Source organism: Neptuniibacter halophilus (assembly GCF_030295765.1).
GTDB classification, from domain to species: Bacteria; Pseudomonadota; Gammaproteobacteria; order Pseudomonadales; family Balneatricaceae; genus Neptuniibacter; species Neptuniibacter halophilus.
The window spans coordinates 3,845,657-3,868,298 of record NZ_AP027292.1 but is presented as its reverse complement, the minus strand read 5'-3'; the positions used below and the strand labels follow the sequence as shown (position 1 = coordinate 3,868,298).

Below are 22,642 nucleotides of genomic sequence, written 5' to 3'. Positions count from 1 at the left end.
GCGATGTCACAAGCTAAAGAAGTACTGGGTACTCCTATTTTCAAGAACAACCCGATCGGTCTTCAGATCCTCGGTGTCTGTTCTGCGCTGGCGGTTACCTCAAACCTGAATACTGCCATGGTTATGACCATGGCCGTAATCGCGGTAACGGCATTTTCGAACCTGTTTGTTTCGATCATCCGTAACCATATTCCGGGTAACATCCGAATTATCTGTCAGATGACCATCATTGCCTCTCTGGTAATTGTGGTTGACCAGATTCTGAAAGCCTTTGCATACGATGTATCAAAACAGCTTTCAGTATTCGTAGGTCTGATCATCACCAACTGTATCGTAATGGGTCGAGCTGAAGCCTTTGCGATGAAGAACCCTCCGGGTATCTCCTTTATGGACGGTATCGGTAACGGTCTGGGTTACGGTGTGGTTCTGATCTTCGTTGGCTTCCTGCGTGAGCTGTTTGGCGCCGGCAAGCTGTTTGGTTATGAGATTCTGCCACTGGTTACTGATGGCGGCTGGTACATGGCTAATGGCCTGATGCTGCTGCCACCAAGTGCATTCTTCATTATTGGTATGTTCATCTGGCTGGTGCGCACCTTCCACAAGGATCAGGTAGAAGCACCGGAGTTTGAACTGGCTAAGAACACTAAGAAGGAGGCTGTGTAATGGAACAGTACATCAGCCTTGCCGTTAAGGCGATTTTCGTTGAAAACATGGCGCTGGCGTTCTTCCTGGGGATGTGTACCTTCCTGGCGATCTCCAAGAAGGTGCAGACAGCTCTGGGTCTGGGTATCGCGGTTGTTGTCGTGCTCGCGATTACTACGCCGGTCAATAACCTGATCTACAACCTGCTGCTGCGTGAAGGCGCACTGGCGTGGGCGGGTTACCCGGAAGTTGATCTGAGCTTTCTCGGTTACATCTCTTACATCGGCGTAATTGCTGCGATCGTACAGATCCTTGAGATGTTCCTGGATAAGTACGTTCCGGCACTGTACAACGCACTGGGCGTGTTCCTGCCGCTGATTACAGTAAACTGTGCCATCATGGGTGCTGCTCTGTTTATGGTAGAGCGTGATTACACCTTTGGTGAGTCCGTGGTTTACGGTGTAGGCGCAGGTGTAGGTTGGGCTCTGGCCATCACTGCACTGGCAGGTATCCGTGAAAAACTGAAATACAGCGACGTTCCGGAAGGACTGCGTGGTCTGGGTATCACCTTCATTACTGTAGGTCTGATGTCTCTGGGCTTCATGTCATTCTCCGGCGTTCAGCTGTAATGCCAACATGGTCAACTAAAGGAAGGATTAGCCAATGAATGCTGAAATCGTTCTCGGTGTTGTCATGTTTACCGCAGTGGTGCTTGCACTGGTTGCGGTAATTCTGGCAGCCCGTTCTAAACTGGTTAGCTCCGGTAACGTGACGATCTCGATCAATAACGACCCGGAAAAAGCTGTAACCGTTCCTGCAGGTGGTAAGCTGCTGCAGACCCTGGCGGATCAGGGGATCTTTATCCCATCTGCCTGTGGTGGCGGTGGTACCTGTGCGCAGTGTAAATGTGAAGTTCACAGCGGTGGTGGCTCGATGCTGCCTACCGAGGAATCTCACTTTACGATGCGTGAGGCCAAAGATGGCTGGCGTCTGTCATGTCAGGTGGCTGTGAAGCAGGATATGGAGATTGAACTCGAAGAAGAGATCTTCGGGGTTAAGAAGTGGGAGTGTACGGTTGAGTCTAACGACAACGTTGCTACGTTCATCAAAGAGCTGACCCTGCGTCTGCCAGAAGGTGAAAACGTAGACTTCCGTGCCGGTGGTTATGTGCAGCTGGAATGTCCGCCGCACGTTGTTCACTACAAAGACTTCGAAATCCAGGATGAGTACCGTGAAGACTGGGATAAGTTCAACATGTGGAAGTACACCTCTACGGTGACTGAGCCGACGATTCGTGCTTACTCCATGGCGAACTATCCGGAAGAGAAAGGTATTGTTAAGTTCAATATCCGTATCGCTTCACCGCCTCCGGGTACTGACTTCCCGCCGGGGATCATGTCTTCTTACGTATTTAATCTGAAAGAAGGCGATAAGATCACTGTTTACGGACCGTTCGGTGAGTTCTTTGCGACTGATAACGACTGTGAAATGGTCTTTATCGGTGGTGGTGCAGGTATGGCGCCAATGCGTTCACATATCTTCGACCAGCTCAAACGTCTTGAGTCCAAGCGTAAGATCTCTTTCTGGTACGGTGCGCGCTCCATGCGTGAATCGTTCTATAACGAAGAGTACGATCTGCTGCAGGCGGAAAATGATAACTTCCAGTGGCACCTGGCCCTGTCTGATCCGATGCCGGAAGACAACTGGGACGGCCTTACCGGATTTATCCATAACGTACTGTATGAAAACTATCTGAAGGATCATGAAGCGCCGGAAGATTGTGAGTACTACATGTGTGGACCACCGATGATGAACTCTGCGGTCATTCAGATGCTTCTGGATCTGGGTGTAGAGCGCGAGAACATCTTCCTTGATGACTTTGGTGGTTAAGCAAGACATGTTTGTCGCAGGACAAACCTCCAGATGGCCGGCAGCTCTGCTGCTGGCCCCTTTGTTTTTATTCCTCTCTCTGCTGAGTGGTTGCCAGAGTGATCCTGAGCCCCGTATCCTGATCCATCAGGGAGCGACCATGGGCACCAGTTTTACGGTTAAGTGGCTGGCTATGGATGATAATCCGCAGCTCCGTCAGCAGATCGATCAGGCTCTGGTTGATGTGAATCAGAGCATGTCTACCTATATTAATGACTCTGAGCTCTCCCGTATCAACCAACTGCCGGCCGGCAGTGAGGTGGCGGTTTCTGATGAGCTGGGTTTTGTTTTAAGTGTTGCAGACCGGATCAGCCGTGAAACTCGTGGGGCGTTTGATGCTACTGTGGGGCCGCTGGTTAATCTGTGGGGTTTTGGCCCGGATGGCCGGGTGATTCACGCCCCGGCTGCAGAGCAAATTGCTGAGATTAGAACACGGGTGGGTTTTCAGTATCTGGATTTAAGTCAGGGCTTTCTGAGGAAGCAGCGTGACAGTTATATTGACCTGTCAGCCATTGCCAAGGGCTACGGTGTCGATAAGTTAGCGATGGTTCTCGAGCAGCAGGGGATTGACCGCTATCTGGTAGAGATAGGCGGTGAGCTGCGTGCTAAAGGTATTAAGCCGGACGGGCAAAACTGGAAAATAGCGATTGAGTCGCCAATGGTGGGCCCGGAACGAAAAGTTCAGCGAATTATTGCAGTTAAAGATGTGGGCGTCGCTACATCGGGTGACTACCGCAACTATTTTGAGGAGAACGGTATCCGCTTCTCCCATACCATTGACCCTGTCGATGGCAAGCCGATCAGGCATAAATTAGCATCGGTTACGGTGTTAATGCCCACCTGTGCTGAAGCAGATGCCTATGCCACTGCAATGATGGTGATGGGGCCTGAACGTGCTGAGGCATTTGCTATAGAACAGGGTATCAGTGCATTTTTTATCGTTAAAGCCGACCAGGGCTTTACAGAACGAATGACGCCGGGATTTAAACAGTTCCTGGTACAGTGAGGATTGAGTGATGAGTACGATGATTCTGGCTTTTGTAGTGTTAATGCTGGTGATTATTGCCATGTCAGTGGGTGTATTGCTCGGCCGTAAACCGATCGCAGGTTCGTGTGGCGGTATGGCGAATCTGGGCATGGACACGGCATGTGATATCTGTGGTGGAAACCCGCAGAAATGTGAAGAGGAGCAGGAGCGCCAGGCTAAAGAGCAGGGCGAAGATCTTTCCTATGAGCTTAAATCTAAAGAATAATTGAGTGCACCCGTAGTCGGAGTAAGCTGGTTCGTATCGGTAAAAAGACTACTGAAACAATAAGATAACGATAATTGATAGGGGAATGTGATGGCGGTATATGACTACGATGTCATTGTGATTGGTTCTGGCCCTGCTGGTGAAGGGGCGGCCATGAATGCGTCCAAAAAAGGGCGCCGTGTTGCGGTAATCGAGGAGCAGGATTCAGTCGGTGGTAACTGTACCCATAAAGGTACCATTCCATCCAAAGCGCTGCGTCACTCGGTGAAGCAGATCATCGAATTCAATACCAACCCTATGTTCCGTGATATTGGTGAGCCACGTTGGTTCTCCTTCCCTAAGGTGCTGAAGCGTGCAGAGAAGGTAATTTCCAGTCAGGTAGTCCTGCGCACGAATTTCTATGCCCGCAATCGTATCGATGTGTTTTTTGGTGCTGCTGAGTTTGCCGATAAAGAAACGGTTATTGTACGTGGTACGGTGAAGGGCGATGAAACCCTGCGTGCCAAGAACATTATCATCGCAACCGGTTCTCGCCCTTACACGCCTGCAGATATCGATTTCAGCCATCCGCGTATCTATAACTCAGACACCATCCTCAAGCTCAGCCACACACCGCGTACCCTGATCATTTATGGTGCCGGCGTTATCGGTTCTGAGTACGCCTCTATCTTTAGCGGTCTGGGGGTTAAGGTGGATCTGATCGACAGTCAGAGTCGTTTGCTCTCTTTCCTGGATGCAGAGATCTCTGATGCGCTGAGCTATCACCTGCGTAACAATGCGGTGAAAATTCGCCACAATGAGACCTACGAAAGCGTTGTCGCGGATGAGCGCGGTGTCACTCTGAGTCTGCAGTCGGGTAAAAAGATCCGTGCTGATGCCTTCCTCTGGTGTAACGGGCGTAGTGGTAATACCGAGCAACTGAAGCTCGAAAATATTGGTTTGACTGCGAACAGCCGCGGTCAGGTTGAGGTAGATGGTCACTACCGTACCGCCTGTGAAGGCATCTATGCTGCAGGCGATGTGGTGGGTTGGCCGAGTCTTGCATCGGCTGCCCTTGATCAGGGGCGTGCTGCGGCAGCGGATATGCTCTCTGCTGAAGATTTCCGTTATATCAATGAGGTGCCGACCGGTATCTACACGATTCCTGAAATCAGCTCTGTAGGTAAAACCGAGGAGCAGTTGACGGAGGAGTGTGTTCCTTACGAAGTGGGTCAGGCGTTCTTTAAAGATACAGCTCGCGCTCAGATTTACGGTCAGCCTGTCGGCATGCTGAAAATCCTGTTCCACCGTGAAACGCTTGAGATTCTCGGTATTCACTGTTTCGGTGAACATGCGTCCGAGATCGTGCATATCGGTCAGGCTATTATGGCTCAGGAGGGTGAGGCGAATACGTTGAAGTACTTCATCAACACGACCTTCAACTACCCGACCATGGCTGAAGCCTATCGGGTGGCGGCTATTGCTGGTCTGAACCGGGTTGCCAATCTCTGATACCGGTCACATGAACGATAAAAGCACGCACCTGCGTGCTTTTTTTGTGCCTTACACTCAGATGGGCGGGCCGGTTGATTATTGTGGCTTAAGCCGGGCACAAAAAAGCCCGGCAAGTTGCCGGGCTTTTGGAGGTTAAGCTGAAGGCTTACTTAGTCGCAGAGGACAGCGCAGCATTCAGGGTAGCGCTTGGACGCATTACCTTCTTAACGGTATCGCGGGCAGCGTGGTAGTAACCATTCAGTTCAGCAGGTGTGCCCTGGCAGGCAGCCAGCTCAGCTACGATCTTCTCTTCGTTGCTGGTCAGTGTATCAGCCAGTGCTTTGAACTCAGCGGCCAGTTCTGTATCTTCAGTCTGAGCAGCAACTTCCTGTGCCCAGTACATGCCCAGATAGAAGTGGCTGCCACGGTTGTCCAGCTCGCCGGTCTTACGGGATGGAGACTTGTTGTTCTCCAGCAGTTTTCCGGTCGCTGAATCCAGAGTTTTAGCCAGGATTGCCGCGCGCTTGTTGCCTTTTTTGTAGCCCAGATCTTCCAGAGAAACGGCCAGAGCCAGGAACTCACCCAGAGAATCCCAGCGCAGGTGGTTTTCTTCTTCAACCTGCTGTACGTGTTTAGGAGCAGAACCGCCGGCACCTGTCTCGTACATGCCGCCGCCTTTCAGCATTGGAACGATAGACAGCATTTTCGCTGAGGTGCCCAGTTCCATGATCGGGAACAGGTCGGTCAGGTAGTCACGCAGTACGTTACCGGTTACGGAGATAGTATCCTGACCGCGAATCTGACGTTCCATGGACAGGCGGATCGCTTCAACGTAAGACATGATGCGAATATCCAGACCATCGGTGTCATGTTCCTGCAGGTAAGCCTCAACCTTCTTCGCCAGCTCCATGTCGTGAGCGCGCTCTGGGTCTAGCCAGAAGATTGCAGGGGTGTCAGACTGACGTGCACGGGTAACGGCCAGTTTAACCCAGTCGCGGATCGGCTCGTCCTTAGTCTGGCAGGCACGCCAGATATCGCCTTTTTCTACATCGTGCTGCATCAGTACGGTGCCGTCTGCAGCAACCACACGCATTACACCGGCTTCGGTTTCGAAGGTCTTATCGTGAGATCCGTATTCTTCGGCTTTCTTCGCCATCAGGCCGACGTTGGGAACGGTGCCCATGGTGGTCGGATCAAATGCGCCGTTGGTTTTGCAGAAGTTGATCATCTCCTGATAGATACGGGCATAGGTAGATTCAGGCATGACGGCTTTAGTGTCAGCGGTCTGGCCGTTTGCATCCCACATCTGGCCGCCGTTACGAATCATTGCCGGCATAGACGCGTCAACGATGACATCGGAAGGTACGTGCAGGTTGGTGATCCCTTTAACGGAGTCAACCATGGCCAGCTTTGGACGGTGCTCGTAGCAGGCGTGGATATCTTCTTCAATCTCTTCGCGTTTAGAGCGTGGCAGGGAAGCGATTTTGTCGTAAACGCTGCCGATACCGTTGTTAGGGTTTACGCCCAGTTCTTCAAACAGCTCGCCGTGCTTTTCGAACAGCTCTTTGTAGAACACAGTCACAGCATGACCGAATACGATCGGGTGAGATACCTTCATCATGGTCGCTTTAACGTGCAGAGACCACATTACGCCGGTTTCTTTTGCATCCTGCAGGGATTCTTCAAAGAACTCACGCAGTGGCTGGCAGCTCATGCGCATGCTGTCGAGTACTTCACCTTTTTCCAGGCTCAGCTCTTTTTTCACTTCAACGTTGCCCTGTGGGTCAACGTATTCGATACGCACGTTGCCAGCTTCAGGCATAGTGATTGACTGTTCGCTAGAGAAGAAATCTCCCTTACGCATGTAATCCGCATGGGTCTGAGACGCTTTGCTCCACTTGCCCATGGAGTGCGGGAATTTGCGCGCGAATGCTTTTACAGCGCCCGGTGCGCGACGGTCAGAGTTACCTTCACGCAGAACAGGGTTAACAGCGGAGCCCAGAATTTTTGAGTAACGAGCCTGGATCTCTTTTTCCGCATCGGACTGCGGATCTTCAGGGTAGGAGGGGATATCGTAACCCTGAGCCTGCAGTTCTGTGATGCAGGCCTTAAGCTGAGGGATCGAGGCGCTGATGTTCGGCAGCTTAATGATGTTGGCTTCCGGGTCCTGAGTCAGTTCGCCCAGGAATTTCAGACCATCTTCAACCTTCTGTTCTTCAGAAAGGTTTTCGGGGAAGGTTGACAGTACCCGTCCTGCCAGAGAGATATCAGAAATTTTTACATCGATATCTGCAGCGGAAGTGAATGCGCGAACAACCGGCAGGAAAGAGCAGGTTGCCAGGGATGGCGCTTCGTCGGTCAGGGTCCAGTAGATCGTTTGTTTCGTTGTAGTCATTGTAATCCCCAAGATATTTATGGCAGTGCAGCCAAGGGTTTGAAAAAGGCAACTTGTGATCGCCTTTCTCCACTATTTTCAAACCCGATGGTTGTAATTTGGTGACAGAATTATACTGAAAATGCGACCTGAGTCATACGTCTGGCCTATGTACTTATGGCTAATGCTGTTGTGTTTTTACAACTTTTTCAGTGGCTTCTGCTGTTGCAGTGCAGCAAAGGGGGTTGGCTAACCACTTGTTTTGTAGTGCTGTTACGAAATTGCACCAGATTAGGGCGTATGATCATTGTTAGATGATACTTTAGACCCAGGTGTAATTGGCCTGTCAGGACCGGGAAGGGTAAAATGTGGTTACAGATTAGAGGTGACTTATGACAAATTCCCCAGAACGGCCTACACCTCCCGGTGAGTATGAATGCTGCGAAAGCGGTTGCTCTCCCTGTGTGTGGGATACCTATTATGAAGAGTTAAATGCCTGGAACGCAGCGCAGATGGCTGCTAAGGCAGAGCAGGCTGCTGAGACTGAGCTGGCCGAGGAAGTGGCGGAAGATGGCTGATGATAACGTCGTTGATTTGGGGGCTTCACGCGAGCGTTTAGGTCATAAACGTAAAGAGGAGAAGTTTCGGCGTTTGCAGCAACGGTTTGAAAAAGCGCTGCCAACCGAAGAAACGGATCCGAAAAAAAAGTTACTGAATATTTTTAAAAAGAAACGCTGATCAGAATATAAAGAAAAGGGGCCTTAGAGGCCCCTTTTTAGTAGGTTTTCAGTAGCTGCGCATCAGGCGTCGCTGCTTTCCTGACGGCGGCGCACTTCACGAGGATCGTTGGGTGCACGGCGCGTGCGACGTTTGCGTTCAGGACGCGCCTGTTCGCCGGTTTCGCAAGCGGTTTCCTGTTCGCCGCTGCTGACTGCTTCAGTGGTCGCAGGCTGCTCCTCAGTGACTGGAGTGACTGGTTTTTCAGCTTCTGCGGAGTCCGGAGCTACCTCGGCTGCAGCGGTTTCTGCCGCGTCCCGGGATTCCTCTGGCGTTGATGCTTCCTCAGTGGCTGCTTCCGCTGCCGGCTCTTCAGCTACCTGAGGCGCTTCTGCTTCGACAGGTTTATCGGCTGCTTTAGCTTCTTCAGCCGGTTTGCTGTTGTCTGCGTCGGTCGCGACTTCAGCGGTCTCACTGGCATCAGCTTTGCTGGCCGGGCCTGCTGTCTGCTCTGCTACTGGCTCTGCTGGAGCTTCGGCTTCTGCAGAAGTATCAGCGGATTTCGGCTGTGCTTCTGTTGATGCTGTTGCTTCGTTCTCTGCAGTAACAGGCGTTTCGGTCTGGTCCGCTTGCTCAGGTGCAGGGGTAGCTACTGTAGCCGTTTGCGGTTTTTCAGCGGCTACTGATTTTTCCTCTGCGGCAGGTGCTGCGGTCTGGCTGTCGGTGCTGACAGCGTCGTCAGAATTATTTTCCTGCTGAATGTCGTTGTTTTCACCACTGCGTTTTGCAGTACGCTCTGAACCGCGACGACGACGTCCGCGACGGCGAGGATTACGAGGTGTTTCCTCTTTGTCGTCTTTGCTGTCGTTAGTTTCTACCTGATTCTCATCACGGTTTTTGTTTTCAGCGCGGTCGGCGTCGCTCTTGCGCTTGCGGCGACGACGTTTTGGCTTTTCTTCGTTTTCGCTGCTGGTTGTGCCGGTAGGTGGCAGATCCAGATCAGGCTGAACGGTGATGATCTCATCGTTCTGCTTGTTTTTATTACGCGGCTTGCGATCGTTATCGCGACGGCGGCGCTTGCGGCCCCCTTCGTTCTGATCTTTGCGCTCTTTCTGTTTCTCTTTGTTGCTGGTTTCAGGCTTCGCCTGTGGCTTTTCAGCAGCTTCAGTTTTCTCTTCGCCGCCGCCGAAGATGCCTTTAAACATACCCAGAACGCGACTGCCGATTGATACGGTTGGCTTTGCTTCCGGTGTCGCTACAGGAGCAGCGGGTGCGCTGGCTTCAGGTGCAGGCGCTGCTTCAGGGGCCGGTGTTTTCGGCGCTACGCTGCGTACCGCAGCCTGTTCGCGCTGAACGGTGACCTGAGAGGTAGCAGCGGCTTCAAATTCTTCATCACCGGCGGGCTCTGGCTGCAGTGTGTAGCTGGCGTCATTGGTTGTGGCTACGGTGTGATCATCACGCAGACGTACCACTTCGTAGTGCGGTGTCTCCATGTTTGGATTCGGCACAATAACAACGCGTACGTTCTGGCGCACTTCAATATCATGCACCGCATGACGTTTTTCATTCAGCAGGTAGGTTGCCACTGTTACCGGCAGGATAGCCCGGATCTGCGCAGTGCGATCTTTACCGGATTCCTCTTCGATCAGACGCAGGATGGACAGCGCCAGAGATTCGGTATCACGAATAGTGCCCTGACCGTTACAGCGAGGGCATACAACGCCACGGGTTTCGGCCAGAGAAGGGCGCAGGCGCTGACGTGACATCTCGAGCAGGCCAAAGCGGGAGATACGACCCATCTGTACGCGTGCGCGATCCAGTTTAAGTGCATCACGCAGGCGGTTTTCAACCTCGCGCTGATTCTTGATCGGCGTCATATCGATAAAGTCGATAACCACCAGACCGCCAATATCGCGAAGGCGAAGCTGGCGTGCGATTTCGTCCGCTGCTTCCAGATTGGTGTGTAGTGCGGTTTCTTCGATGTCGCCACCGCGAGTTGCGCGGGCGGAGTTGATGTCGATTGAAACCAGCGCTTCGGTCGGGTCGATAACAATGGAGCCACCGGAAGGCAGTGTTACTTCGCGCTGGAAAGCGGTCTCGATCTGGGTCTCAATCTGGAAGCGGTTAAACAGTGGTGTCTGCTCAGTGTAATGCTTCACCTTATTTTCATAAGTCGGCATTACCTGAGTGACGAAATTCTTCGCATCCTGGTAAACCTGAGCATCATCGATCAGGACTTCACCGATATCAGCGCGCAGGTAATCACGGATCGCCCGGATAACAACATTGCTCTCCTGATAGATCAGGAAGGGAGCCGGTTTGGTCTCAGATGCTTGTTTGATAGCGGTCCACAGGGTCTGCAGGTATTCAAAGTCCCACTGCAGTTCTTCACTGCTTCGACCTACGCCTGCTGTACGGACAATGATGCCCATCTGTTTTGGAATTTCGACGCCGGACAGTGCTTCTTTAAGCTGTGAGCGGTCCTCACCCTCAATGCGACGGGAGATACCACCTGCACGCGGGTTGTTTGGCATCAGTACCAGATAGCGACCGGCCAGACTGATGAACGTGGTCAGGGCCGCGCCTTTATTACCGCGCTCCTCTTTATCGACCTGAACAATAACTTCCGTACCCTCTTTGAGTACTTCTTTGATGTTCGGGCGGGAACCACGGCTGGGGGGCTGAGTGAAGTATTCGCGGGAGATCTCTTTCAGCGGCAGGAAGCCGTGACGCTCAGAGCCGTAATCTACAAATGCCGCTTCAAGGCTGGGCTCGATGCGGGTGATTTTACCTTTGTAAATATTGGCTTTTTTCTGTTCACGGGAGCCGGATTCGATATCCAGATCATACAGGCGCTGGCCGTCAACCAGCGCTACGCGCAACTCTTCGGGCTGAGTTGCGTTTATTAGCATTCTTTTCATAGCGTTCTCATGTAGAACGCTTTTCACACAGCAGGTAGGCCGTTGTTGGCGGCTCAGGCCAGTCTTTTGGACTCATACATCAGAGCAATGCCTGGCTTTTTAAGCACGGGCAGGGGCCTTACATCTGCCTTGATGGCAAAAATGCCTTGGCAGGAACGGGCGTCGTAATCTGACGGTTTGAACATTAGTGCGCAACCGGCGCAGTAATCGTCCGCGGTAGAGGAATCATCAGCCTGTATTCTTCTTTCTTTCTAATTGTGGCTGCCCGATGGGCAGGTTCCTGGCTAATGTACGTCTCTACCTCCAACTGAATGAATTACCCAGCTGGGTGAAAAGCAGTAATTTAATCTGTTATTTGCTGCCCGGTTTAGCTGAGCTTTCTCAGCGCTTCGATAGGAGGCTGTATTACGGCACCTGGAAAAAAGATAAAGCCAACAGCCAGCAGCAGCGCTAGAATATAGCAGCATTCAAATAGGGCATCAATTCGCTAAGTGGTTTAACTCGTCAATATGTCGCAAGAAAACAGCTCTACCGGCTCAAAAGTCAGTTTTATAGAAATTACCGAAGATAATCTGGGGCAGCGCATCGATAATTTCTTGATCACCGCTCTGAAAGGCGCACCCAAAAGTCTGGTGTATCGTATCCTGCGAAAAGGTGAAGTCAGGGTTAATAAAAAGCGGATCAAGCCTGAATATCGCCTCCAGATCGGTGATCTGGTGCGTGTCCCTCCTGTACGTCTGGCCGATAAACCGGCGCCGGCCAAAGCCAGTGGACAACTGGTTGAGCAACTCGAAGCAGCGATTCTTTATGAAGACGATGATCTGATTGTCGTAAATAAGCCCTCAGGGCTCGCGGTACATGGTGGCAGCGGCATCAGTCTCGGGCTGATTGAAAGTTTTCGCCAGATTCGCCCCCAGTGTAAGTTTATGGAGCTGGTGCACCGGCTCGACCGGGACACTTCCGGCTGTATTCTTCTGGCTAAAAAGCGCAGCGCGCTAAGGCTTATGCATGAATCGCTGCAGAAAAGCCGTATCACCAAAATCTATCATGCGCTGGTTATCGGTAGCTGGCCGGAGCGTAAGCAGCGCATCGATGCGCCGTTAAGAAAAAATGAACTCAAGTCTGGCGAAAGGGTCGTTAAGGTGGCCGCAGACGGCAAGGCTTCCCTGACCGAATATAAAGTGCTGGAACGTTATGGGCGCGAAGCAACGCTGGTGGAGGCAAGGCCGATTACCGGACGTACACACCAGATCAGAGTGCATTGCCAGTTTGCCGGGCATCCGATTGCCGGTGATGATAAATACACCAGTGATCAGGATAATGCGTTGATGCGGGAGCGGGGTGTGAACAGGCTGTTTCTGCATGCCGCGGAGCTACGTTTTCCACTGCCATCAGGTGGCCGAAAAGTGATTAAGGCACCGTTGGAAATACCGCTACAGCGCGCACTTAACGGGTTAAAAAGCAGAAACAATTAACGGATTTATGCTCAATGGATCGTATGGATTTGCAAGAAAAGATTTTTGATAAGGCGGATAACCTGCTGGCTGCCGGTAAACAACCGGCTGCGGCGCTGATTGCAGAACAGTTACAGCTTACTGTCGAAGAGGTTGAAACGGTTCTGGCTGATTGGTGGGAACAGGTTCCTACGCGTCTGATTAAACCCGCTGCGCCGGTAATTCTGCCGGATGTGCCGGAAGTGCTCGGTCAGGCCTTTGCCCGCATCTGGCAACAGGCGCTGCAGGAGGCGGGTAGCCAGTATGTGGTGGAGAAGCATAGCCAGAATATCGGTTTGGATGAGGTGCGCCGGGAGGCCGATGAGAGCCTTCAGCAATCCAAAGGGAAGTTGCTCGACCTTGAAGGTAAATTGCGCGAACAGACCGGCAAAACCGAAGAGATTCAATCTCAGGTAAAAGGGTACGAGGCTGAGATCGGTGTCCTTAAGCAAAGCCTGATGACCGAAACAACCTTGCGAAAGCAGGAAGAGCAGGCGCGTTTGAATCTTGAGCAGGAGCTGAATCACCTGCGTAAAACCCATGACGATACCAAGCGTACCTTCGATCAGCGGATCAAAGATGAGCAGCGGCATAGTCTCGATGCGGTCAGCAAAGCGGAAGCGGATGTGCGTTATTACCGTAATGCACTGGAAAAGTTGCGTGATGAAGTGGGTAAGAAAGAGTCCGCCCTGACGAAGTCGATTCATGACCTTCAGGCTGAGCTGGCGCGTAAAGATGTTAAGAGTGACACTCAGAAAACCCAGATTAAAAGCCTTGAAGAAGAGTTGAAAAAAATTAAGCTCGACAGCAGTACCCGTAGTCGGGATCTGTCAAAGCTGAATACTTCCTTGCTTTCGGAAACCAATAAAAACAAGCGCTTAGAAGATAAACTTAAAGAGCTTGAGGAAGAGCTTAAAAAGGCCCGGCAGAAGCAGGTCACGCTGGCCAGCGAGCATGCCCGTCGCGAAGCTTCAATCCGGAATCAGTATAAAGGCAAAGATGAGGAACTGGTTCGGGCGATGGCGCGAATTGCTGCGCTGGAGAAAAAAGTGATTACTCAGGATGAAGAGGTCAGGCGTCTGAATAGCCATCTGTAGTCGGATCAGCGCAGGCGGAAAGTTATTCAATTTATTCTGGCCTGTTATAATGACTGCTACATTTGCTATAAAAACGATCTAAATATTCTCGAAGGACTCAGGAGAATCTGATGAAACTGCAGCAATTGCGTTATATCTGGGAAGTCGCGCGTCATGATCTTAATGTGTCGGCTACAGCCCAGAGCCTGTACACCTCGCAACCGGGGATTAGTAAGCAGATTCGCCTGTTGGAAGATGAGCTGGGCGTTGAGGTTTTTGCCCGAAGTGGTAAGCACCTGACACGGGTAACCCCGGCCGGGCAGGCCATACTGACCGTCGCGGGCGAGATTCTGCAGAAAGTGGAGAGTATCAAGCAGGTTGCTCAGGAGTTCAGTGATGAACGTAAGGGTAGTCTGGATGTTGCCACTACACATACCCAGGCTCGCTATGCGTTGCCCCATACCATCACCGGCTTTATGAAAGAGTATCCGGATGTCTCTTTGCATATGCATCAGGGCACACCGATGCAGATCTCCGAGATGGCGGCGGACGGTTCAGTCGATTTTGCGATTGCAACGGAAGCGATGGCGCATTTTTCTGATCTGATCATGATGCCCTGTTACCGCTGGAACCGCTCAGTCGTGGTACCTAAAGATCATCCGCTGACTCAGGTTTCCCGGTTGACGCTGGCTGACCTTGCGGCTCAGCCCATAGTGACTTACGTCTTCGGTTTCACCGGGCGGTCTAAGCTTGATGATGCTTTCCTCAATGAAGGGCTCGAACCCAAGGTGGTGTTTACGGCGGTGGATTCCGACGTCATCAAAACCTATGTTCGTTTGGGGCTAGGGGTTGGGATTATTGCGACCATGGCTTTTGATCCGCAACAGGACAGTGATCTGGTGGCGCTGGATGCCAGTCATCTGTTTGAGCCGAGCACTACCAAAATTGGTTTTCGTAAAGGAACCTTTCTGCGGGGTTATATGTATGATTTTATTCAGCGCTTTGCGCCGCATCTGACGCCGGATGTGGTACGTCAGGTTCAGGAGTGTTCTAACCGCAATGAGGTGGATGAGCTGTTTGCGCATGTGAAGCTTCCGGATTTGTAAGCAGATACGCAAAGAAAACCGGCCGTTGGGCCGGTTTTTTTCTGTCTTGCGTTTGCTCTGCGCAAAAAAAAGCCCCGCATCAGCGGGGCTTTTTATCAGGCGGCAGGCTTAAGCTTCAACGGTTGGGATAACCGTTGCGGCTACGTCCTGGTAGCTCTGGATCTGGTCGAAGTTCAGGTAACGGTAAACGTCGTCTGCCATCGTATCCAGTTTGTTTGCGTATTCCAGGTATTCCGCAGGCGTTGGCAGCTTGCCGATCAGTGCAGCAACGGATGCCAGCTCAGCAGAAGCCAGGTATACGTTAGCGCCTGTACCCAGACGGTTAGGGAAGTTACGTGTAGAAGTAGAAACAACGGTAGAGTTGTCAGCTACACGTGCCTGGTTACCCATACACAGGGAACAACCTGGCATCTCCATGCGGGCACCGGCTTTACCGAAGATGTTGTAATAACCTTCTTCAGTCAGCTGGGCTGCGTCCATCTTGGTTGGTGGAGCAATCCACATGCGGGTCGGTACAGCAGAGCCAGCGGCATCCAGCAGTTTACCGGCAGCACGGAAGTGACCGATGTTAGTCATACAAGAACCGATGAATACTTCGTCGATCTTGTCGCCAGCAACTTCAGACAGCAGCTTAACGTCATCCGGGTCGTTCGGGCAGGCAACGATCGGCTCTTTAACGTCAGCCAGATCGATTTCGATCACGGCTGCGTATTCAGCGTCTGCGTCAGCTTCCAGCAGTTCTGGCTTAGCCAGCCACTCTTCCATGCCCTTGATGCGGCGCTCGATAGTACGTGGGTCGCCGTAACCTTCCGCAATCATCCATTTCAGCATGGTGATGTTGGAGTTCAGGTATTCACGGATCGGCGCTTCATTCAGTTTGATGGAGCAGGCCGCTGCGGAACGCTCGGCAGCAGAGTCAGACAGTTCGAATGCCTGTTCTACCTTCAGATCTGGCAGACCTTCAATCTCCAGAATACGGCCGGAGAAGATGTTCTTCTTACCCGCTTTAGCAACGGTCAGCAGACCCTGCTTGATCGCGTAGTATGGAATTGCGTTTACCAGATCACGCAGTGTAACGCCTGGCTGCAGTTTGTCGCCTTTGAAGCGAACCAGAACAGACTCAGGCATATCCAGTGGCATTACGCCAGTTGCCGCAGCAAACGCTACCAGACCGGAGCCTGCCGGGAAGGAGATGCCGATTGGGAAACGGGTGTGAGAGTCACCACCGGTACCCACGGTATCAGGCAGCAGCATGCGGTTCAGCCAGGAGTGGATTACACCATCACCCGGGCGCAGAGAAACACCGCCGCGGTTCATGATGAAGTCCGGCAGAGTGTGGTGAGTCTGAACGTCAACTGGCTTAGGGTAAGCGGCAGTGTGACAGAAAGACTGCATGGTCAGATCCGCAGAGAAGCCCAGGCATGCCAGGTCTTTCAGTTCGTCACGGGTCATTGGGCCGGTGGTGTCCTGAGAACCTACTGTGGTCATTTTTGGTTCACAGTAAGTACCCGGGCGGATACCGTCTACGCCACACGCTTTACCAACCATTTTCTGTGCCAGAGAGTAGCCTTTGCCAGTATCAGCAGGCTGTTCTGGTGTACGGAACAGGTCAGAAACAGGCAGGCCCAGTGCTTCACGGGCTTTAGTGGTCAGACCACGGCCGATAATCAGAGGGATACGGCCGCCGGCACGTACTTCATCCAGCAGAACAGGCGTTTTCAGAGAGAACTCGCACAGGGTTTCGCCGGTTTCAGCGTTAACGGCTTTACCTTCATATGGGTATACATCGATAACGTCACCCATGTTCATGTTGGTAACGTCCATTTCGATTGGCAGAGCGCCTGCATCTTCCATGGTGTTGAAGAAGATTGGTGCGATCTTGCCGCCGAAGCAGTAACCGCCAGCGCGCTTGTTAGGAACCGCCGGGATATCATCGCCGAAGAACCACAGCACAGAGTTGGTTGCGGACTTACGGGAAGAACCTGTACCTACCACATCGCCTACATAGGCAACCGGGTGGCCTTTTGCTTTAACGGCTTCGATCTGTGAGATCGGGCCTTTAACGCCCTGTACTTCAGGCTCGATGCCTTCGCGAGCCATCTTCAGCATCGCATTTGCGTGCAGTGGGATGTCAGGGCGAGTGAATGCATCAGGAGCAGGGGACAGGTCGTCGGTGTTGGTCTCACCCGGTACCTTAAATACAGTAACGGTGATTTTCTCAGCCACTTCCGGCTTAGAAGTGAACCATTCAGCGTCAGCCCAGGACTGCATGATCTGCTTGGCGTATTCATTGCCAGCATCTGCTTTCTCTTTAACGTCGTAGAACGCGTCAAACATCAGCAGAGTGTAGGACAGTGCTTTAGCGGCAGTTGCTGCCAGTTCGTCATTGTCCAGGCAGTCGATCAGAGGCTGGATATTGTAACCACCCAGCATAGTGCCCAGCAGTTCAGTTGCCTTTACTTTGTCCAGCAGTGGGGACTCGGCTTCGCCTTTAGTCACTGCTGCCAGGAAACCTGCTTTTACATAAGCAGCCTGGTCAACACCTGCAGGTACACGATTGGTCAGCAGGTCCAGCAGGAATTCTTCTTCGCCAGCAGGAGGATTTTTAACCAGCTCAACCAGAGCAGCAGTCTGGTCAGCATCCAGTGGCTTAGGTGGCACGCCTTCTGCGGCGCGTTCTTCTACATGTTTACGATAAGCTTCAAGCACGATAGAGCCCTCATCTTTTGATACCACCGGTCGTAATCGTAATAGGTATGCCGGTGGCTTATCGTCTAGGAAACCTAGGAATCGATTGTTGATTGGCGGCCAGAATTCTATCGAATTCGCGTTACAAAGTTAAGTTTGTCGACAATTTCTGGGCTTATACTTTCTGATAAACCCATCCGAATGAGTAAAATTGGACTATGCTTATTCCGATAATGGCCCGGAATACGGTGCTTCAGATAAAAGCGGGCATCCGTAGCTAAGCGTTTGAGTTAAATCAGTAAAAATATTTTTTTGGGGCAATAAGTTTGTATTATCAAGGCTGGCGGGATATAAAAGCGAACAAGTGTTTGGTTTTGTAACTACTGGATAGAGCAGGAGCTTGCTGTGAGTTCTCCAATATGGGATGCCTTAGCGGACTGGGAGCTGAACGCGGACTTTGACAGCCCCAATACACGGCGTATTCAGGCCGCTTTCGACGCTCAGCACCCGCGTTATCTTATCTACAGAGGGCATCAGGGGCGCCGCATTCTCTATCATTTCACCCGTATGGTCGCGGCGGAACCTGATGAACTGCGTCTTCACACAAAACGAATCTACCTCTCCATTGCCTGCTACGACAGTGATGCACTGGAAGGGGCCTTTGCTGATTTTCTGATGGTGCTTGGCAATAAAGGACCTAAATTAAGGCAGCGGTTGTTTGAGCAGGCTAAACCTGTACTCAAACCCGAAGCCCGCGATGTCATTCAAAAAGCGATCGAAGAGGATGATCTGGGTGCACTTTCGGTGCTTTCTGCAGAGCATTCCGTGCTGATTAATGGTCGTTTTCAGCCAGCCCGTTTAGACGGATGAGTCACAGGTGTTAGTTCTGCATGGTTAATAAAAAGCGTAATCAGCCGGATAAAATTCGCCGGGTGGCTTTAGATGGCTTCAGTGGCCCCAATGAAGCGATGCTGGAGTACTGTTTTGCTTCGGCCGATAGTTGTGAGCTTTCTGACCCGGCACAGGCACATGTGCTTATCGTTAACGGTGATCAGGCAAAGAGTGATGAAGATGTGCAGTGGCATATCAAGCAAATCGCTCCCAATGCACACTATGTTGTGATCAGTGTTCGTGATCTTGCTTGGTCAGAGTGCGCCTGCCTGAAAAAACCGCATACCGCTCAAGCCCTGCTGGATCTGGTTAATAGCTTTGAGATACCTGAAGGCAATCAACAACCGCAGGATTCAGGCAAAACCGTAGCAGACGAAGATCCCGCGCTTTATCGCGGCGCGAATTACGCTCGCAGGCGCAAAGGAGAAGCGCTGAAGCAGAAGCTGATGCGTGGCAAGTTGATTGTTAATGCAGCTGATCGTCTGGTTAAACAGATCGAGGATGAGCTTAAGCAGAAGCAGGCTCAGGCAAAAATCGAGCAGGAAGCGGCCGAACAGGCCGAACAGGCCAAAGCAGCCAGCGCTGCTGATGAAAAGCTTAAAGCCGAGAAAAAACGACAGGCCGCCGAAAAAGTTAAGCTGCTGAAGAAAAAACTGGCTGCCCAGCACAAGAAAAATCAGCCTTCTGTCCTCGAAATGGAGGGCAGTGAAGCACCCGTGGTTTATAAAGAGTGGCCGCTCTCTGCAGAAGAGATCAGACAATGCTGTGGTAACGCTTCGGATGTGGACATGAACCGGATTGAGGAGCGCCGCAGTATTTTTCTGAATCCGGAAGGTTCATTGCTGGTCAAAATGACTGAGGCGGTGGAGCTGGCGCATAAGCTTGAACAGCCGGTGGAGATAACCGGCTTGCCCGGGCAGATGTTTCTGTTCCCTGAGCAGCGCCAGTTCTATTCCACCTTTAGTGACGATTTTCTCAATCAGATTGCACTGACCCGTTTCGGATACGGTGAACTCGACCTCGAAGCCAAGGGTGATTTTGAACTGGAGGAGAAAGGTAAGCATCTGGCTGCAGATGCTGATTCGCTGATCTGGAAGGTGGCGCTCTGGACAGCAAGAGGACGTTTGTTTAACGGAATGGACCCTGAAAAACCAGTACAGCTGACCAACCGGCCTGAGTTCGATCATTTCCAGCCGCTACCGCGCTGCGAAGAGATCTCTGATGTCTGGGCCGGGCACCGTCTATCTGCACTGGATGTTGCCAGAATACTGGATCTGCCCCAACGTGTTGTTTTCTCGTTTATGGCCGGGGCATATTCTCTGGGATGGTTTCAGGATAAAAAAACAGGATAAGGAAAAGGTTTCGGAGTGAATTTGTGACAAGTGCGACTATCCAGAATCAGTTTATCCAGATCTGCCCTTCCGGGGCATTCTATGCGACCGTAGGTTCAGAGCCTGATGACGCAAGGGCGTTACTGCTTCAGTTGTTAAGCTCTGATGCGTCGTTGCCGTTCAGCCATGAGCTGATCATGGAGCTGACCGACCTCGATGAGGCAGAAGCCAAAGCATTATTTGATAAGCTGATCGACAGAAACTTTATTCAGTTAAGTAAAACGCCGGCCAGAGTCATTACCGAGTCGGTCGAAAAGATTTTGCCAGAACTGCTGGTGGGTTTGTCTGACAGCGGCAAAGTCGCGTTAGCGGATGACCACGGGTTTTGTCTGGGCTCAACCGGTTTTGAAGAAGAGCAGGCTGAAGCTCTCTGCGCTTTAGCGGCAGATTTAAGCTCATTGCATGAACGGCACAGCTTGTTGTTAAACCGTGATATGCAGGTGATGGGGGAGTCCTGGGGAATGCTTGATCCGGTCGGCTTGAGCCAGATCGGTTTCTGGGTGATTCACCTTGGGCATCAGCGCTTTGTTCTGATCATTGATCAGATGCCGCGTCTGAATCAAAATAATTTTGTAGATTTATTAAGTGTATTAGCACGTCGTTATCTGGACTATTGATATCGGTCAATATGGACCTTCCAGATATTGGTATGTTTATCGACTTACGTTAAAGGAGTAAGTATATGCGCTCAGAAATGTTGACCTCTATCCTGAGTGACTTGAATGGGACTTCAGCCGAAATTGAAGCGTCCGCAGTCATCTCAACCGATGGTCTGATGATCGCGGCACTTCTTCCGGCAGGCATGGATGAGGATCGTGTTGGTGCAATGAGTGCAGCTATGCTTTCGTTGGGTGATCGTACCTCTCAGGAGCTCGCCCGGGGTGAGCTGGAGCAGGTGCTGGTGAAAGGTGATAACGGCTATATCCTGATGACGCATGCGAATGACGAATCAGTGCTGACGGTTGTTGCCAAACCTAACGCCCGTCTTGGATTGATTTTCCTTGATGTGAAGCGTGCCGCAGAAGCGATCGGCAAGATCCTTTAAATAAAGATTGTTTTATACACTTTTCAGGTGATTGGATGTCAGGACAGGGGAGTACTGATGTTCGTGAAGTGGTGATCGATTATTTTGATGGCACCTCACGAACAGCCACCATTTGCGATCGGGAAGTGCCTTATCCCGAAGGTAAACTGATCGTATCCCGTACCGATACTAAAGGAATTATCACTCACGCGAATCAGGCGTTTATTGATATGTCTGGTTACGAGCATGAGGAACTGATCGGTCAGAACCACTATATTCTTCGTCATCCGGATATGCCGGCGGTGGCATTTGCCGGATTATGGGAAACCATCGAATCAGGTAATAAATGGCACGGTTACGTAAAAAACCTGCGTAAAGACGGGGCCTATTACTGGGTCAAAGCCACCGTGATTCCGAATATCCGTAACGGTGAAGTTGTCGGCTATACCTCTGTCAGGCGAAAACCATCGCGCAGCAAGATTGCTGAAAGCGAGGCTCTCTACAAAACCTTGATGCAGGGGTAAATAACGTGACGTTTAATCTGACGGTCAGCCCTGACTTTGCGCCTGACCACATCTCCGGTTGGTTTATCTTTAACACTTGGTTGCAGCGGCAGTTGAATCATCAGGTGCATTTAGAGCTCTATGACAGTTTTGAAGAGCAGCGCGAGGCGATTAAAGCCGGGCAGTATGATCTGGTGTATGCGAACCCGTTTGATGCATCGATGCTGGTACGTGAGCTTGGTTTCAGGGCGGTGGTCAGGCCGCTGCAAAAATCCGATGAAACCATTATTGCGGCTCATGCAGAATCGGAAATCAATTGTGTTGAGGACCTGAAGCCGGGTGCTCAGTTGGTAGCGACCGATGATCCGGACGTTAACCGCATTGGCATGATTATGCTGGAACCTGCGGACCTTGATCAGGATAACACCCGGTTAAATACCGTGGACAGTTATGTGATTGTTGCCCGCCACCTGCTGAATCGTCAGGCCGAGGCCGGGTTCTTTCTCAAAGATGCCTATGACGAGTTATCTGAACTGATCCGCAAGCAGATGAAAGTGCTGGTCAGCAGCGAAATCAGCGTAGTACATCATGCTTTGCTGGTGGGGCCGCGACTGCAAAAAGTCATTCCTCAGTTGCAGCAGCGTTTAGTGGCGATGTCTCAGGATGAGAAAGGCCGCGGCGTGCTTGAAAGTATGAATCTGCTCGGTTGGGAAGTGATGACTGAGGAAGAAACGGAATTTATGATCGATCTGATTGATACCCTGATTGACTGATTCTCATGCACAAAAAAAAAGCGGCAGGTGCCGCTTTTTTTTTTGTGCGCGTTTGCTTAAAGCACTTCCGCAAAGCCTTCAAATTTAGGCGGGCCTAAATAGATATCTTTGGCCGGGCGCGCATTAGCATGGGCTTTACGAAACGCCTCTGAGCGGGTCCACGCCTGAAAAGCGTCTTCAGATTCCCAGATACTGTGGGAGGCAAACAGGGTGCACTCTTCATCGGTTGGGCCCTGAAGGAGGTTGAAGCGCTTGAATCCCGGCACCTCGTCTAAAAAGGTCTCACGATTGCGCCAGATCTCGATAAACTCGGCTTCCTTGCCGGGGGCTACCCTGAATCGGTTCATTGCAATATACATACTTTCCTCTGATCTGCTTTTCATAGGTG

At 51.5% G+C, this 22,642-nt stretch carries 21 protein-coding genes; 17 read left to right on the top strand and 4 right to left on the bottom strand.

What is annotated here, in order from left to right; genetic code table 11:
* Nucleotides 1-3 precede the first annotated feature (3 nt).
* From QUD59_RS18050 to sthA, 6 genes are all read left to right on the top strand, one after another.
* Nucleotides 4-663: an NADH:ubiquinone reductase (Na(+)-transporting) subunit D gene (locus QUD59_RS18050; protein WP_286238667.1), complete on the top strand. Its 660-nt coding sequence runs from the start codon at nt 4-6 to the stop codon at nt 661-663.
* Nucleotides 663-1,271, top strand: coding sequence for an NADH:ubiquinone reductase (Na(+)-transporting) subunit E (gene nqrE / locus QUD59_RS18045; RefSeq protein ID WP_286238666.1), 609 nt, complete (start codon nt 663-665; stop codon nt 1,269-1,271). Before QUD59_RS18050 ends, nqrE begins: the two co-directional genes overlap by 1 nt.
* A 34-nt stretch (nt 1,272-1,305) precedes the next feature.
* Nucleotides 1,306-2,532 carry an NADH:ubiquinone reductase (Na(+)-transporting) subunit F gene (nqrF, locus tag QUD59_RS18040; RefSeq protein ID WP_286238665.1) on the top strand — a complete coding sequence of 409 codons (1,227 nt, stop codon included), beginning with the start codon at nt 1,306-1,308 and terminating at the stop codon, nt 2,530-2,532.
* Complete coding sequence (locus QUD59_RS18035) at nt 2,516-3,577, top strand: FAD:protein FMN transferase (RefSeq protein ID WP_286238664.1); 1,062 nt, start codon at nt 2,516-2,518, stop codon at nt 3,575-3,577. The genes nqrF and QUD59_RS18035 overlap by 17 nt, the downstream gene beginning before the upstream one ends.
* Nucleotides 3,578-3,587: 10 nt before the next feature.
* Nucleotides 3,588-3,824, top strand: a complete 237-nt coding sequence (gene nqrM / locus QUD59_RS18030; protein ID WP_286238663.1) for a (Na+)-NQR maturation NqrM — start codon at nt 3,588-3,590, stop codon at nt 3,822-3,824.
* Nucleotides 3,825-3,914: 90 nt separating this feature from the next.
* Nucleotides 3,915-5,315, top strand: a complete 1,401-nt coding sequence (gene sthA, locus QUD59_RS18025) for a Si-specific NAD(P)(+) transhydrogenase (RefSeq protein ID WP_286238662.1) — start codon at nt 3,915-3,917, stop codon at nt 5,313-5,315.
* Between the two features lie 148 nt (nt 5,316-5,463).
* On the opposite strand, the gene QUD59_RS18020 is transcribed toward sthA, so the two are convergent.
* The gene (locus tag QUD59_RS18020; RefSeq protein ID WP_286238660.1) at nt 5,464-7,692 is read right to left on the bottom strand and encodes an NADP-dependent isocitrate dehydrogenase; all 2,229 of its coding nucleotides are present in this window, start codon (nt 7,690-7,692) and stop codon (nt 5,464-5,466) included.
* Nucleotides 7,693-8,063: 371 nt separating this feature from the next.
* Between QUD59_RS18020 and QUD59_RS18015 the strand changes: the two genes are divergently transcribed.
* Complete coding sequence (locus QUD59_RS18015) at nt 8,064-8,249, top strand: oxidoreductase-like domain-containing protein (RefSeq protein ID WP_286238659.1); 186 nt, start codon at nt 8,064-8,066, stop codon at nt 8,247-8,249.
* Nucleotides 8,242-8,409, top strand: coding sequence for a hypothetical protein (locus QUD59_RS18010; RefSeq protein WP_286238658.1), 168 nt, complete (start codon nt 8,242-8,244; stop codon nt 8,407-8,409). The genes QUD59_RS18015 and QUD59_RS18010 overlap by 8 nt, the downstream gene beginning before the upstream one ends.
* A gap of 62 nt (nt 8,410-8,471) precedes the next feature.
* On the opposite strand, the gene rne is transcribed toward QUD59_RS18010, so the two are convergent.
* The gene (rne, locus tag QUD59_RS18005) at nt 8,472-11,309 is read right to left on the bottom strand and encodes a ribonuclease E (RefSeq protein WP_286238657.1); all 2,838 of its coding nucleotides are present in this window, start codon (nt 11,307-11,309) and stop codon (nt 8,472-8,474) included.
* A gap of 509 nt (nt 11,310-11,818) precedes the next feature.
* Between rne and rluC the strand changes: the two genes are divergently transcribed.
* The 3 genes from rluC to cysB all read left to right on the top strand — a co-directional run bounded on the left by rluC (nt 11,819) and on the right by cysB (nt 14,984).
* Nucleotides 11,819-12,784: a 23S rRNA pseudouridine(955/2504/2580) synthase RluC gene (gene rluC / locus QUD59_RS18000; RefSeq protein ID WP_286238656.1), complete on the top strand. Its 966-nt coding sequence runs from the start codon at nt 11,819-11,821 to the stop codon at nt 12,782-12,784.
* A 23-nt stretch (nt 12,785-12,807) separates the two neighbouring features.
* Nucleotides 12,808-13,899 carry a DNA-binding protein gene (locus QUD59_RS17995; RefSeq protein WP_286238655.1) on the top strand — a complete coding sequence of 364 codons (1,092 nt, stop codon included), beginning with the start codon at nt 12,808-12,810 and terminating at the stop codon, nt 13,897-13,899.
* Nucleotides 13,900-14,009: 110 nt separating this feature from the next.
* On the top strand, nt 14,010-14,984 hold the full coding sequence (gene cysB / locus QUD59_RS17990) for an HTH-type transcriptional regulator CysB (RefSeq protein ID WP_286238654.1): 975 nt from the start codon (nt 14,010-14,012) through the stop codon (nt 14,982-14,984).
* A 108-nt stretch (nt 14,985-15,092) separates the two neighbouring features.
* Here cysB and acnB read toward each other — a convergent pair whose 3' ends face one another.
* Nucleotides 15,093-17,693 carry a bifunctional aconitate hydratase 2/2-methylisocitrate dehydratase gene (gene acnB / locus QUD59_RS17985; RefSeq protein WP_286238653.1) on the bottom strand — a complete coding sequence of 867 codons (2,601 nt, stop codon included), beginning with the start codon at nt 17,691-17,693 and terminating at the stop codon, nt 15,093-15,095.
* 384 nt (nt 17,694-18,077) lie between these two features.
* Here acnB and QUD59_RS17980 point away from each other — a divergent pair, with 384 nt between their 5' ends.
* The 6 genes from QUD59_RS17980 to QUD59_RS17955 all read left to right on the top strand — a co-directional run bounded on the left by QUD59_RS17980 (nt 18,078) and on the right by QUD59_RS17955 (nt 22,254).
* Nucleotides 18,078-18,542, top strand: coding sequence for a hypothetical protein (locus QUD59_RS17980; RefSeq protein WP_286238652.1), 465 nt, complete (start codon nt 18,078-18,080; stop codon nt 18,540-18,542).
* A 20-nt stretch (nt 18,543-18,562) separates the two neighbouring features.
* Nucleotides 18,563-19,915: a hypothetical protein gene (locus tag QUD59_RS17975; protein ID WP_286238651.1), complete on the top strand. Its 1,353-nt coding sequence runs from the start codon at nt 18,563-18,565 to the stop codon at nt 19,913-19,915.
* Nucleotides 19,916-19,938: 23 nt separating this feature from the next.
* On the top strand, nt 19,939-20,571 hold the full coding sequence (locus tag QUD59_RS17970) for a hypothetical protein (protein WP_286238650.1): 633 nt from the start codon (nt 19,939-19,941) through the stop codon (nt 20,569-20,571).
* Between the two features lie 65 nt (nt 20,572-20,636).
* Entirely contained in the window at nt 20,637-20,999 is a 363-nt protein-coding gene (locus tag QUD59_RS17965; RefSeq protein ID WP_286238649.1) for a roadblock/LC7 domain-containing protein, read from the top strand.
* A 35-nt stretch (nt 21,000-21,034) separates the two neighbouring features.
* Nucleotides 21,035-21,502 (top strand): PAS domain-containing protein, encoded by a 468-nt coding sequence (locus QUD59_RS17960; RefSeq protein ID WP_286238648.1) that lies wholly within the window; start codon nt 21,035-21,037, stop codon nt 21,500-21,502.
* 5 nt (nt 21,503-21,507) lie between these two features.
* A complete protein-coding gene (locus QUD59_RS17955; protein WP_286238647.1) occupies nt 21,508-22,254 on the top strand; it encodes a phosphate/phosphite/phosphonate ABC transporter substrate-binding protein in 747 nt (248 codons plus the stop codon).
* Nucleotides 22,255-22,310: 56 nt separating this feature from the next.
* Here QUD59_RS17955 and hmuQ read toward each other — a convergent pair whose 3' ends face one another.
* Nucleotides 22,311-22,613 (bottom strand): heme-degrading protein HmuQ, encoded by a 303-nt coding sequence (hmuQ, locus tag QUD59_RS17950; RefSeq protein WP_286238646.1) that lies wholly within the window; start codon nt 22,611-22,613, stop codon nt 22,311-22,313.
* Between the last annotated feature and the right edge of the window lie 29 nt (nt 22,614-22,642).